The organism is Butyrivibrio sp. FC2001, from assembly GCF_000424125.1.
Lineage (GTDB): Bacteria > Bacillota > Clostridia > Lachnospirales > Lachnospiraceae > Butyrivibrio.
The window spans coordinates 82725-96960 of the sequence record NZ_AUJH01000013.1; the positions used below are offsets into that span (position 1 = coordinate 82725).

Here is a 14236-nt window from a genome sequence, read left to right on the forward strand (position 1 = left end):
TCGGAGGAAGTAACACACATGATCCTGGCTATAGATGTAGGAAATACAAACATTGTTCTCGGAGGCGTCGAGAATGGAGAGGAGCAGTTTTCGGTAAGGATTGCAAGCGACCGCAATAAAACCGCAGACCAGTACGCTCTTGATCTTCAGGGAATCTTAAGCATGCATCATGTGGATCCGTCTGAAATTGAGGGAGGGATAATTTCATCGGTTGTGCCGTATCTTCAGTCGGTGCTTCCCCGAGCAGTGAAAATCCTTACAGGTATCGACATACTGGTTGTGGGCCCTGACCTTGATACCGGGCTCGACATCCGTACCGATAATCCTAAGGCAGTCGGAAGCGACTTAATAGTCGGAGCTGTTGCAGCCCGCGCCAAGTACAAGCTTCCCATCGCGATCGTGGACATGGGAACAGCAACTACAATGTCAGTCATCGATGAGAACGGCAGCTATATCGGGGGCATGATCATCCCAGGTCTCTGGGTTTCACTGAATGCCCTTTCATCCCTGGCAGCCCAGCTTCCCAACATCGATCTCACAGGAAAAGCGGAAGTGCTTGGCACTAATACAGTAGACTGCATGCGCGCCGGCTCACTTATCGGATGTGCCGCCATGCTGGACGGTATTATAGACAGAGTCGAGGAAGAGCTTGGAAAGCCGGTGAGCGCTGTACTCGCAGGAGGAGTCAGCTCTCTCGTTGCACCCTACTGCAAGAGAGATTTCCACCTCGAGCCCGACATCCTCATACGAGGACTTCAGATATTATATGAACGAAATACAAAATAACTTTCTTGTGAATGGGTATAACATGAAAATAATGGCGCAGACTAAAAATGGTCTGTGCTATTTTTATGCGAATAAATAATTAAACATTTATAAATTATCGTTATAAAGGCTTTATATAAGGTATAATCTGAGTAGTCAGAGTTGTTAAATATGCTAGTATCGTGTCCTATTGCCTGGGCACATAAGACCAGACTGAAAATTGGTTTCAATTTGCGTAAGGGTAGTGCATATGAGTAACACAATCTACAATGGAAATCTTTCCGACAAAATGCCGGATGAACAGATATTTACAGCGATAGAGTGGCTTGCAGAACAGATGCCCGGAGGGTTCTTTATTTACAGGGCAGATGAAGGGCAGGAGATTCTGTATGTCAATCAGGCGACACTGCTTATATTTGGGTGCGAAACAATCGAGGAATTCAAGGAGCACACCGGCTATACTTTTCGTGGAATGGTCCACCCAGAAGATTACGAGGAGATTCAGGAGTCTATAGATGAGCAGATTGCTGATGAAGATAATAAGCACAACCTTGATTATGTTATTTACAGGATAATCAGGAAGGATGGCGAGGAACGGTGGGTTGATGACTATGGCCGTTTTACTTATCTTCCCGGCTTCGGCGATGTCTACTATGTTTTCATATCGGATATAACTGAAACAAGAATAGCGCAGGAACAGCGCGAGAGGAATGAACAGCTGGAGAGGCTCCTTGCTGAGGCTGAGCAGGCAAATATGGCAAAGACAGCGTTTTTGTCAAATATGAGTCACGAAATAAGAACGCCTATCACGGCTATTCTCGGTATGAATGAGATGATTCAGCGGGAGAGCAGTGATCCGGCTATTTTGGAGTACTCTGAGAATATAAGAAAAGCGGGCACGAGCCTTCTTAGAATAATTAGCGACATTCTGGACTTCTCCAAGATAGAGACAGGCAGGATGGAGCTGGTGCTGGAGCCTTATTCTACAAAGGCTCTGTATGCCGATCTCTATAACCTTGTGCAGCTGCGGGCAGAGTCCAAGGGAATCGGACTTAAATTCGAGGTTGATCCCCAGATACCTGAAAAGCTCCTTGGTGATGAGATAAGGATAAAGCAGATCATCTCCAATATTCTTACTAATTCAATTAAGTATACGGAGAGGGGCTATGTAAAGCTTATAGCCTATCTTGAATCCATTCAGGACGGGATTGCCAATATCGAGATCACCGTGCTGGATACTGGAATCGGAATCCGTGAGGAGGAGATGGCAAGGCTGTTTGAAGCCTTCGACAGACTTGATGTAAAGAGGACCAGAACAATCGAGGGAACGGGCCTTGGACTTGCCATAACCAAGCACCTTTTATCACTTATGGGTTCAAAGCTTGAGGTCGAGAGTGAGTACGAAAGAGGTTCAAGCTTCTCATTTTACCTAAAGCAAAAGGTGATCGATGAAACGCCTGTGGGCGAGGTGGATTTCACCCAGATTGAAAAGGATAAAAGAAACCCTCTCAAAAAGCACAGCTACTTTGTGGCTAAGGACTTAAAAATCCTGGTTGTTGACGATACGCCCATGAACCTTCAGGTAATAAAAGGGCTTCTCAAAAGAACCTGCATGAAAATTGACACTGCTTCAGGTGGCGCGGAGTGCCTTATGAAAATTGGCCAAGGCTCCTATGACATGGTTTTCCTGGACTACAGAATGCCCAACATGAACGGTGTTGAGACCCTGGATGAGATAAAGCGAAGGTTCCCCGATTTTTATGAAAAGGTGCCGATAATATCTCTCACCGCAAGCGCGATATCAGGTGATAAGGAAAAGCTCCTGGCTGCGGGATTTACAGACTATCTTGCAAAGCCTGTAAACATCGATGAGATGGAGAAAATGATGATGAAGTATCTTCCGGGGGATGCCATCTCGATCGTCGATCCAACCGCAAAGGGAAATGACGAGGCAAAGGGGAATGACGTGGCAGAGGAGAATCCCGCAGAAGAGGAGGATGATGAGCTTCAGGAGTTACCCAAGGTTTTGAGGGAGTACAAGGGCATTGATGCCGGGAAAGGCATAGAGTACTGCGGGGATGCCGATGATTACATGTATGTGATTCAGACCTATGCTAAATCAGTTAATGATAAGGCAGCACAGATAGAGAAAAATCTCGCAGAGAAGGACATGGATAATTACATAATAAATGTCCACTCTTTAAAGAGTACGTCCCTGGCGATAGGTGCAACGCAGCTCTCAGAAAAAGCGAAAGCCCTTGAGGCAGCGGCAAAGGAAGGAAAAACAGATAACATCGAAGAGGATACCAAACAACTTCTGTCAGATTACAGGGAACTAAAGACTGTGCTAGATGCAGCACTTAAGGAGTAAAAAATGAGTGATGATTACAGCAAGCTGATTGAAGAGGTACAGAAAAAGAACAAGATTCTGGAGAAGGCCTTGGAGGAGGCGGAGCAGGCAAATATGGCAAAAACCGCTTTTCTCTCAAATATGAGCCATGAGATAAGAACGCCCATGAACGCCATCATAGGGCTTTATAACATAGCGCTCAAAAATCCGGACCTGCCTGATGAAACCAGGGAAATCCTGAATAAAATCGGTGGAAGTGCAAATCACCTTCTTTCACTTATAAACGACATACTTGATATGAGCCGCATCGAGTCGGGAAAGGTTACCGTAAAAAAGCAGGACTTTTCCTTCGGAGATATGCTGGAGCAGATAAATACCATGGTGGAATCCCAGTGTGATGATAAGGGGCTGGAGTTCGTCTGCCATATTAACGGCCATGTAGATGACTACTATATCGGGGATGATATGAAGCTAAAACAGGCTCTCATCAACATCCTCGGTAATGCGGTCAAATTCACCGAGGCTCCGGGAACCGTGTCATTTCTGGTGGAAGAGATCAAGCGTGATAAAAAGAACGGCCACATTTGTTTTAAGATAAAGGACACCGGAATCGGAATGGATGAGGATTATCTTCCCAAGGTATTTGAGCCGTTTTCACAGGAGGTTGAGGGCGCAAGCAATAAATACGGAAGTACAGGCCTTGGAATGGCTATCACCAAGAAAATCGTGGAGATGATGAACGGCACCATAGAGGTCGAATCCACGAAAAATGTGGGAACAACCTTCACGGTTACTGTTCCACTTGGCATTAGTGAGAAGCTTGGAAGCGGTGATGAGTTTGATCCCGGAAAAATAAAGACGCTGATTCTTGATGATGATGTGACAGCCTGCGAGCATGCGCAGCTTGTTCTTGGAAGAATTGGAATTGCAGCGGATTACTGTCTTAGCGGCAAGGAAGCGCTATCTATTATTGAAAAGAGCAAGGCCAGACAGGAGTCTTATCAGCTGTTTCTTGTGGACTGGAAGATGCCGGAGATGGACGGAATCCAGGTGACGAGGGCACTTCGCGAGGACTACAAGGATGAGAGCACAACGATAATCCTTACCACCTATAACTGGGATGAGATTCTGGATGAGGCATTAAAAGCGGGTGTTGATGCTTTTCTTGCAAAACCGCTTTTTGCAGGCAGTATCAGGAAAGAGATAAAAGAGATAATCGCGGATAAGCGCAAGAGATATCGCGAAGCTGCGAAGGTTTCACTTAAGGGCAGGAAGGTCCTTATCGCAGAGGACATGGAAATCAACGCTCTTATCATGAAGCAGATTCTTAAGATGAAGGAGATCGAGGCGGATCACGCATCGGATGGTCTCGAGGCGATAAAGCTTTTTGAAGAGAGTCCTGTGGGCGGATATGATGCAATCCTTATGGATATTCGAATGCCCAAATGTGACGGTCTCAAAGCAACCGAGAGGATTCGAAAGCTTGAAAGAGAGGATGCGAAGAGCGTCCCGATAATCGCACTTTCAGCAAATGCCTTTGATGAGGATGTGGAGCTGTCAATAAAAGCGGGGCTTAACGCACATCTGTCAAAGCCGGTTGAACCGGATGCACTTTTTAGTGCGCTGCAGAAATACATAAAGTAAAGCATAACGGGGGATGAGATTATGGCTGTGATTTTACTTGTTGATGATGATGAAGATATTCTTGCAATGAGCGGAAGATGGCTTGAAAAGGCAGGATATGAGGTTATTAAGGCGATGTCAGGAAGCGAAGCGCTTAGCGCACTTTCGGCAAATAAGATCGATCTGGTTCTTCTGGATTATGTCATGCCTGATATGAACGGAACTGAGACTCTTAAGAAAATCCGTGAGGATGAGAGGTTTGCAGAACTCCCAGTAATCCTGCGAACAGGTATGGCGGACAATGACATCGAGGGTGAGGTAGCAGGTCTTAACCCTCAGAAGATTTTGCCAAAGTCCGAGGGGAAGGGTCCGTTCCTCGAGGCAGTAGCTGAAGCGCTAGCGTAAGACCATAGATTAAGCGTATTACCTTATTTATGAAAGAAGGAGTACAAGGCTGTATGGAAAACAATACGTCCAGGGTTCTTATAGTTGATGATATGCTGGCAAACAGAATAATTCTTTCTTCGCTTCTTGCGTCCAACGGTGTTTCCTCCGATCAGGTGGAGACCGGTATGGACTGCATAAACATGTGCGAGCAGAACCGCTATGACCTTATCCTTTTGGATCATAGGATGCCGGATATGGATGGCGTTGACACTCTTGTGAGGCTTAAGGATATTTTCAGGACCCAGGGGCGAAGCACACCTGTCGTGTGTCACACAACTGAGGAAGGACGAAGCAATATCAATCTATATAAAGCTGCCGGTTTTGCAGACGTACTGATAAAGCCAATAGACCCGAAGCAATTATCTGAGATACTTCTGACCTACCTTGCAAAGCAGGATGAGACCATACGTGAGGAGCAGGAAAAGAAGCAGCAGGAGCAGAAGGAAAAGACTGAAGTTCACGTAAGGGATGAGGTTGAAAAGCTTCCGCTTTGGCTTAAAAATACACCGCTCTTAGACCTGGTTCAGGGCGTAACAAACTGCGAGACAGCAGAGGATTACATGGAAACCCTCACTGTGTTTGCAGCCTCTATCAAGCAAAAGACCAATGAAATTCTTAATTTCTATGAAAAGAAGGATTGGGAAATGTACACCATGAGAGTGCATTCCCTAAAGAGCGTATCTGCTCTTATCGGTGCAAGGAAGCTGAGCGAGCTTGCAGCCTCCATGGAGAAGGCAGGCAAGGATAAAAAATATAACACCATACTTGATGAGAACAGATATCTCATGGAGGAATACAGAGCCTTACAGACTGTGCTCTCACCCCTCATCGAGGATAAGACGAAAAAGGAAGTGCCTGAGGAAAAGGAGCAGAAACAGGAAAGTGCACCTGACTTTGATGACAGATGTGTTCTTTTCATAGAGGGAATATCAAGTATCTCAAATAAGGGACTCGCACAGAAGCTTCAAAGTGCGGACTTTACAGTGATAAGATGCGATGCCGATCCGGGCAAGATAATTAAGCACAGAGCGTCAGCTGACATTGTTATCTACTACCCCGGAGATGATGATAAATCCCGCATCACGGTTATCATGAATCATCTGGGAGAGATGTGCCGGGATGATAATAAGATACTGTGCCTTGTGGGTGAAAGCAGCGACCTGGAATTCGCCATGTCCCTGGAGGGGGCTGACCGCGTTTCAAAGATATACAGAAGGCCCGTTAACATCGATGCTTTCGTGGATGATATAGACAGCTTTGCTCTGATTGAGAAGGAGTATCACAAGAAAAAGTCCATATTTGTGGTGGATGACGACCCTGATTTCCTTAAAATCATGGACCACTGGCTTTCGCCTATTTACAACGTCTATCTCTTCTCAACGGGTGAGGATGCAATTGACGGGCTCTCATCATATATGCCTGACCTACTTCTCCTGGACTATGAGATGCCGGGCATGAACGGGTATGAGCTTATGAACAGAATAAAATCCGTACCGGAAACAAATCAGATTCCCATCATATTCCTCACAGGAAAAAATGATAAGGAACACGTATTTAAGATTCTGGAAAACAAGCCGGACGGATATCTCTTAAAGTCCTCCCAGAAGGAGTCACTCTTAGATGCCATCAGCAGATTCTTTGCTGAGAGTGCCTTCAAGGCATCCATGGAGGTGTAAGGCTTCTTTAAATGATTCCTCCGAAGGCGTATACTAAGATTCAGGGATAGTTTGTTTCCAATTGTTTTGGGCGCAAACGTAGATACGTAGAAGGAGGGTTACGACATGAAGGCGCTTTTTATTGGCGGAACAGGCACAATAAGTATGGGTATAGTCAGGAGACTTGCGGAGGATCCTCTGTGGGAGGTGTATCTTCTTAACAGAGGTAACAGAAGGGACGAGGTGCCTTCTTCTGTAAAGCAGATCGTTGCTGATATTAACGATGAGTTCGACGTAAGGAAAAAGCTCGAGGGAATGGAGTTTGACGTTGTAAGTGATTTCATCGTTTTTGATGTGAAGGCTGTGGAGAGAGACTACAGACTTTTTAAGGGAAAGACGAAGCAGTATATTTTCATAAGCTCTGCCTCAGCTTACAATAAGCCGGCAGCAGGTTATGTGATAACTGAAGGGACAACCCTTGCAAATCCTTACTGGGAGTACTCCAGGAACAAGATTGCAATTGAGGAGTTTTTGATGAAAAAGTACAGGGAAGAGGGATTCCCTGTGACAATAGTAAGGCCCAGCCACACCTATAATGAAAAGAATGTGCCCCTTGGAGTTCATGGAAATAAGGGCTTCTATCAGGTTGTAAAGCGTATGCAGGAGGGTAAGCCCGTTATCATTCAGGGAGACGGTTCCTCACTTTGGGCAGTTACCTTTAACAGCGATTTTGCTATAGGATTCACGGGACTTATGGGTAACAGGCACGCCATCGGTGAGGCCTTCCAGATAACAGGTGATGAGATACTGACCTGGGACCAGATCTATCAGACCATCGCAGATGCCCTGGGAGTTAAGCTTAAGCCCTACCATGTGTCATCGGAATTTTTGAGTGAAGTGGGCGAAAAGTACGGCTATGATTTCAGGGGGAGTCTTCTCGGAGATAAGGCAGTATCTGTGGTTTTCGACAACAGCAAGCTTAAGAAGCTGGTGCCTCAGATGACTACCAATGTTCCTTTCCATAAGGGTGTTCGCATTGCACTTGATTATGTTTTTGCACATCCTGAAAAATATGAAGAGGATCCTGAGTTTGATGCTTTTTGCGACAAGGTGATAGAAGCCCTTGAAAATGCGAAAAAAAGTATATAAAAGGCGGTTTTATAGGGTTTAATAATTTGTAACAATTTATTATAATATTGTTATCAATTTGTTTATTTAAAGTTATAGAGGGAAAAGGTTTTTAAGGGAGTATTTAATGTTAGATAATATTGAAGTGTTCACACATAGCAGCATACGAGTAAAATTCGGAGGTGGAACGATTTACGTCGATCCCTTCAGGATAAGAGAAAAAACCAATGATGCTGATTATGTTCTGATCACACACGCACATTACGATCATTTTTCACTGGAGGACATCCGCAAGGTTATCAAGGAGTCCACAGTCCTCGTATGTCCTGAGAGAATGGTGGAGGATGCCAGAGAGCTTGAGCGTGAGGTAAAGGTAATCGTTACGGTTAAACCCGGGGTGTACAAGGAGTTTGATGGCTTCGAGATCGAGACCATCCCCGCGTACAACAATATCAAGCCCTTCCACCCGAAGCGTGCGGAGTGGGTTGGCTACATTTTAAGAGTTGATGGTAAGCGCGTTTATATCGCAGGCGACACCGGCGTGACCAAGGAAGCCAAGAAGGTAAAATGCGATATCGCCATGGTACCCGTAGGCGGAACCTACACCATGGATGTTAAGAAGGCGGCTGACCTTATCAATACAATCAGACCTGAATATGCAATTCCTACACATTACGGTACGATCGTTGGAAAGCAGACTGACGGTAAAGCCTTTGCAGGACTTGTTAAGAGCCCGGTGAAGGTTGTAGAGAAAATACAGTATTTTGAGTGAGACAAGTAATAATCAAAAATCCTATATCGCGATAGATCTGAAATCCTTTTATGCATCGGTGGAATGCCAGGATATAACCAGGAATCCGCTGACTACGCACCTCGTAGTTGCAGACAGGAGCAGAACTTCCAAGACAATCTGTCTGGCTGTTTCCCCATCCCTGAAAAAATACGGGATACCGGGAAGAGCCAGGCTTTTTGAAGTGGAGCAGAAGGTTAAGGATATAAATGAGGAGAGGCTGAGGAAGGCTCCCGGCAGAGTTTTCATAGGTGAGTCCGATGACGAGGAGGAGCTTGCAAAGGATCCTTCTCTAAAGCTTGGCTTCATAGCAGCCGTTCCCAGAATGGCAAGGTACATGGAGGTAAGCACCGAGATCTACAGGACCTACCTTAAATTTATCGCTCCCGAGGATATTCATGTGTACTCCATTGATGAGGTTTTCATAGATGCGACGGGGTACCTGAGCATTCACAAAAAGACTCCGAGAGAGCTGGCAATGATGCTGATACAGGCGGTGAAGGAAGCGACAGGAATTACGGCCACGGCTGGAGTTGGAACGAATCTTTATCTCGCCAAGGTTGCGATGGACATCGTGGCGAAGCACGTGGAGGCTGATGAAAATGGCGTGTGCATAGCTGAGCTTGATGAGATGAGCTATCGAAGGGAGCTCTGGGAGCACACCCCGCTTACGGATTTTTGGAGAGTGGGAAGGGGCTATGTGAAAAAGCTCTCCTCCATGGGACTTTACACCATGGGAGATATCGCAAGGTGCAGCCTTGGAAGCTCTAAGGATTTTCATAATGAGGAGCTCTTATACAAGACCTTCGGAATAAACGCTGAGCTCCTGATAGACCACGCCTGGGGTTACGAGCCCTGCACCATGGAGATGATTAAGAACTATAAGCCTGAGAATAACAGCCTCAGCCAGGGTCAGGTTTTGCATTGCCCATACACCTACGACAAGGCGAGGATAATTGTCAGGGAGATGGCGGACGCGCTGGCTATGCAGCTTATGGATGGTGGCAAGGTTACAGATCAGGTGGTACTCACCGTGGGCTATGACATGGAGAGCCTTAAGGATCCAGAGATTTCAAAGAAATATAAGGGTAAGATCAAGAAGGACTACTACGGAAGAGAGGTGCCGGAGCACGCCCACGGAAGCTTTAAGCTAGAGGGCTTTACATCTCTTTCGGGGCACATAATAGATGCAGCGCTTGAGATATATGACGAGCACGTAAATCCCGATCTCCTCATCAGAAGGGTTAACATTGTGGCGGCCCATGTTCTTGATGAAGCCGATGCAAAAAAGCAGGCGGAGGAGACCTACGAGCAGCTTTCACTTTTTGATAATTATGAGGAAAAAAGTCTGAAGGAAAAGGAGAGGAAGGAAGCCGATGAAAAGGAGCTTGCGCTTCAGAAGGCAACTCTCGAGATTCAAAAACGCTTCGGGAAAAATGCCATTGTTAAGGGGACGTCTCTCCAGGAAGGTGCAACCGGAATGGAGAGGGGAAGACAGATAGGCGGACATAAGGCGTAAACGCACATTTCAGCATTCAGGGAATTCTTCCTCCGGATGCTCGGCCTTGAGGATGTTCTCCTCGAAGGTTTTCCCTGCGTCAGATATCTTGTCATCATAGCCCGTGAGCGCTGCGAAGGGCATGAACTGAGCAGCCCTGTTCTCCATTGGCATAGGGGCATGATTTTTTGAAATTGGTCTTTTCAGATTGATGATATCGTCGTACTTTCCCATAGGAACAGTATAGAATACTATGGTTAGTGACACAAATTATTTAGGAGGCTAGTATGAAAAAGTTCAAGATCACATTCAATTCCCCGGTAACACTGGGATTCATTTTTATCAGCTTTGCGGTGCTGCTACTGAATTTCATAACAGTAGGAAAATCGAACATGTTCCTGTTTATGACCTATCACTCATCGCTGGCATCACCCTTTACTTACATAAGGATGCTGACTCACGTCTTTGGACACAGCGGCTGGGAGCACTTCATAGGTAACGCGACATACCTGCTTCTCCTTGGTCCCATGCTTGAGGAAAAGTACGGCTCACCAAAGCTCGTAATGGTAATAATCATCACCGCAATTGTGACGGGCCTCGTAAACTTCATAATCTTTCCCAATGCAGCCCTCTGCGGCGCCAGCGGCGTAGTATTTGCCTTTATCCTTATGACCTCATTCACAGGCTTTAAGGAGGGTGAGATTCCGCTGACCTTCATCCTTGTAACCGTAGTTTTCATCGGGCAGCAGGTATACGAAGGCATCTTTCTTCAGGACAACGTATCAAATTTAACTCATATCCTTGGTGGTATCGTAGGAGCTGTTGTTGGTTATAGACTAAATAAGAATCGTTAATGGACAATATTTTATAAAATACAAAGAAGCGCCAGTCATGCATAAAATGACTGGCGTTAATTATTGATCTTTTTTATTCTGTTTTAATAGGAGATAACCTGGTAGTCTTTGTTCCAGATGAGCTCCAGGCCATCGAAGAGATATGTAAGCTTGCCATCAGGGTATAAACTGATGAACTTACTGGTGATATCGGAAGGATTATCCTTGGAATTGTAGAAAACACCGCCAATATCATTGTACCCCTGCTTGTCGTAAATGAAACCGTCAATAGTTATCCTGGAAGGAAAAGCAGCTAAATCTGGCATATTCTTGACTCCTTTTTATGGTGAAGGGTTGTCGTATCTCTAGTGCCTATTCTAACACTAATATATGCAAATGTAATTGATGAAAATTAATCATTGGAATTTTGAAATTGGGCATAAAATTGCAATAAATATAATGCATTAATGATTGATTTCATATATTTATGCAAAAATATTGTAGTAAAATGTGAGAGTCGAAACATTACTTTTTTAGAGAAGGAGACAATGACAATGGGTATTTGGAGAGCATCTAAGGTGGCAGAGATGTCTGCCAGAGAAAAAGCACATATGGAGAAGGTTCGAGGGTTTGCGGCTGAAGGTATGGTGCTTCTTGAAAATGACGGAACACTTCCGCTTGGGGACGGAGTTAAGAAGATAGCGTTGTTTGGTAACGGTGCACGTCACATGATCAAAGGAGGAAAGGGCTCTGGAGACGTTAACAGCAGAAGCGTGGTTGGAATCGAGCAGGGTATAAAGGAAGCAGGATACGAGATCGTGTCAGGTGCATGGCTTGATGGCTATGATAAGATCTGCGTGGATTCAAGGGCTAAGTATGACGAGCACATCCAGGAGATGGTAAAGAGCACAGGTAATCCCATGGTTGCTTTCATGGAGTACTTCAACAATCCCTATCACGATCCTGATGTTCAGGAGATCGCTGATGGCGAGATGGAGGACGCTGATGCCGCTGTTTATGTGATTGCAAGAGATTCCGGTGAGGGCCGCGACCGCAAGCCTGTTGCAGGTGACTATGAGCTCACAGACAACGAGAAGAAGAACATCGAGAAGCTTGCTGCCCGCTACGATAAGTTTGTTGTAGCTCTTAACGTGGGCGGTGTTATTGATACCAAGGCTCTCAGAAGCACCAAGGGGGTTGGCGCTGTTCTGTTAATGAGCCAGGCAGGTAACGTTATTGGAACTGTTTTTGCAGATGTTCTTTTCGGAAAATCAATGCCTACAGGACACCTTGCTATGACATGGGCTGAGAACTATTCAGACTATCCGGCCTATGACACCTTCAGCTCCCAGAACGGTGACGTTGATGATGAATACTACAAGGAAGGCATTTACGTAGGATATCGCTATTTTGATTCATTCGGTAAAAAGCCCGCATATTCCTTCGGATATGGACTTTCATATACAGATTTTGAGATTTGCACCAAGGAAGTGACCCTCGATGGCGAGGTAGTTACAGCTAAGGTCAGTGTGAAAAATACAGGAAGTAAGTTCAGCGGAAAGCAGCTGGTTCAGCTCTATGTTTCAGCACCTGATGGAAAGCTTGAAAAGCCCGTTAAGGAGCTTAAGGCCTTTGCAAAGACCAAGGAGCTTGCTCCCGGAGAAGAGGAGGTTCTTACTCTTAAGGCTAAGGTTTCAGAGTTTGCATCATACGATGAGGAGTCTGCTTCCTACATTCTTGAGCCCGGTAAGTACTTCATCAGAATCGGTGAAAATGCAGGCTGCACACATGTTGTTGCTGCTGTAGAGGTTACATCTCTTATTACAACCTACAAGCTTTCAAACAGATTCGAGATCGACACAAAGCTTGAAGAACTCTCAGCTAAGGGTGATAAGGCACTTACATACGACGATGAGGAGGATGAAAAGGCAAGCGCCAGGGTTCTTACTCTCGCAGATGGCGTAATTAAGACTATTACTACTGAGTATGAGGGCGAGCCTGTTGAGCTTAAGAACGACAGCGCTGAAAAAGTTACTCTGGCAGATGTTAAGGCAGGAAAGGCAATTCTCGATGATCTTCTCGGACAGCTCACAAGAGAGGAGATGGCTGACCTTTGCGTAGGTACAGCAAGAGGCGGCTTTGGTCAGACTTCAGTTATCGGAACAGCTTCTGCTGTTGTACCCGGTGCTGCCGGAGATACAAGCTCCAAGATGGCTGACGACAGAGGCGTTCACAACCTTGTACTTGCAGACGGACCTGCAGGTCTTAGACTTACACCTTATTTCGCTGTAGATGAAGAGGATAAGTTCATCCCTGAGCTTAGTGCCATGGCCTTCGATTTTCCCGGTAAGGACGAAGGTCCCAAGACTGACATCAAGGGCGAGGTTACAAAGTACTATCAGTACTGCACAGCTATTCCGATCGCAACAATGCTTGCTCAGACCTGGAACATGGATGTAATCGAGGAGGCAGGTGACCTTGTAGGTGCAGAGATGGAGGAGCTTGGAGTTAACCTGTGGCTTGCTCCCGGAATGAACATACAGAAGAATCCTCTTTGCGGAAGAAATTTCGAGTACTATTCAGAGGATCCGTTCTATGCAGGAATGTGCGCAGCAGCAGATACCAAGGGCGTTCAGAAGCACAAGGGCTGCGGTACAACAATCAAGCACTTTGCATGCAACAACCAGGAAGATAACAGAATGCATACAAATGCTCATGTAAGCGAGCGTGCCCTCAGAGAGATTTACCTCAAGGGCTTCGAGGTTGCAGTTAAGGAATCTCAGCCGCTTTCAATCATGACAAGCTATAACCTCATCAACGGCAAGCACGCAGCTAACAACTACGATCTTCTCACAGCTGTATGCCGCAACGAGTGGGGCTTCGAGGGCGTTGTTATGACTGACTGGGGAACCACCGGCGGAATCGAGATGGAGCAGAGAAAGTTTAAGTATGGAAGCTCCAACGCTGCAGACTGCGTAAGAACAGGTAATGACCTTACAATGCCCGGCTCAGACGCTGACGTTCAGAACATTCTTGATGCAGGTGTTACAAGAGCAGAGCTTCAGTCCTGCGCCAGAAGAATCCTCGATTGTGTTCTTAAGTGCAGATATTGATTTGATGGTTTTATGAAAAAGAAGTAAATAGAGT

General features: G+C 45.7%; 12 protein-coding genes. 10 read left to right on the forward strand and 2 right to left on the reverse strand.

The genetic code is table 11. The annotated features are described in order from the left end of the window. The first annotated feature begins 18 nt into the window (after positions 1–18). The 8 genes from G601_RS0107425 (at position 19) to G601_RS0107460 (ending at position 10277) form a co-directional block, all read left to right on the forward strand. Positions 19–786, forward strand: a complete 768-nt coding sequence (locus G601_RS0107425; RefSeq protein WP_026664989.1) for a type III pantothenate kinase — start codon at positions 19–21, stop codon at positions 784–786. 229 nt (positions 787–1015) lie between these two features. After that, positions 1016–3136 carry a PAS domain-containing hybrid sensor histidine kinase/response regulator gene (locus tag G601_RS22345; protein ID WP_051205661.1) on the forward strand — a complete coding sequence of 707 codons (2121 nt, stop codon included), beginning with the start codon at positions 1016–1018 and terminating at the stop codon, positions 3134–3136. Positions 3137–3139: 3 nt separating this feature from the next. Further along, entirely contained in the window at positions 3140–4759 is a 1620-nt protein-coding gene (locus G601_RS22350) for a response regulator (RefSeq protein WP_051205662.1), read from the forward strand. A gap of 21 nt (positions 4760–4780) precedes the next feature. After that, a complete protein-coding gene (locus G601_RS22355; protein ID WP_051205663.1) occupies positions 4781–5143 on the forward strand; it encodes a response regulator in 363 nt (120 codons plus the stop codon). A 53-nt stretch (positions 5144–5196) separates the two neighbouring features. Then, positions 5197–6861 carry a response regulator gene (locus G601_RS0107445; RefSeq protein WP_026664990.1) on the forward strand — a complete coding sequence of 555 codons (1665 nt, stop codon included), beginning with the start codon at positions 5197–5199 and terminating at the stop codon, positions 6859–6861. 105 nt (positions 6862–6966) lie between these two features. After that, positions 6967–7989 (forward strand): NAD-dependent epimerase/dehydratase family protein, encoded by a 1023-nt coding sequence (locus G601_RS0107450; RefSeq protein ID WP_026664991.1) that lies wholly within the window; start codon positions 6967–6969, stop codon positions 7987–7989. 106 nt (positions 7990–8095) lie between these two features. Beyond that, positions 8096–8740 (forward strand): MBL fold metallo-hydrolase, encoded by a 645-nt coding sequence (locus tag G601_RS0107455; protein ID WP_026664992.1) that lies wholly within the window; start codon positions 8096–8098, stop codon positions 8738–8740. Beyond that, positions 8733–10277, forward strand: a complete 1545-nt coding sequence (locus G601_RS0107460) for a Y-family DNA polymerase (RefSeq protein ID WP_330368818.1) — start codon at positions 8733–8735, stop codon at positions 10275–10277. The genes G601_RS0107455 and G601_RS0107460 overlap by 8 nt, the downstream gene beginning before the upstream one ends. 9 nt (positions 10278–10286) lie before the next feature. Here G601_RS0107460 and G601_RS0107465 read toward each other — a convergent pair whose 3' ends face one another. Continuing rightward, the gene (locus G601_RS0107465; protein ID WP_035790470.1) at positions 10287–10490 is read right to left on the reverse strand and encodes a hypothetical protein; all 204 of its coding nucleotides are present in this window, start codon (positions 10488–10490) and stop codon (positions 10287–10289) included. A 53-nt stretch (positions 10491–10543) separates the two neighbouring features. Here G601_RS0107465 and G601_RS0107470 point away from each other — a divergent pair, with 53 nt between their 5' ends. Next, on the forward strand, positions 10544–11110 hold the full coding sequence (locus tag G601_RS0107470; protein WP_026664995.1) for a rhomboid family intramembrane serine protease: 567 nt from the start codon (positions 10544–10546) through the stop codon (positions 11108–11110). A gap of 83 nt (positions 11111–11193) precedes the next feature. On the opposite strand, the gene G601_RS0107475 is transcribed toward G601_RS0107470, so the two are convergent. Further along, positions 11194–11415: a hypothetical protein gene (locus tag G601_RS0107475; protein WP_026493544.1), complete on the reverse strand. Its 222-nt coding sequence runs from the start codon at positions 11413–11415 to the stop codon at positions 11194–11196. A 228-nt stretch (positions 11416–11643) separates the two neighbouring features. Between G601_RS0107475 and G601_RS0107480 the strand changes: the two genes are divergently transcribed. Beyond that, complete coding sequence (locus tag G601_RS0107480) at positions 11644–14202, forward strand: glycoside hydrolase family 3 protein (RefSeq protein WP_051205664.1); 2559 nt, start codon at positions 11644–11646, stop codon at positions 14200–14202. Positions 14203–14236: the final 34 nt, after the last annotated feature.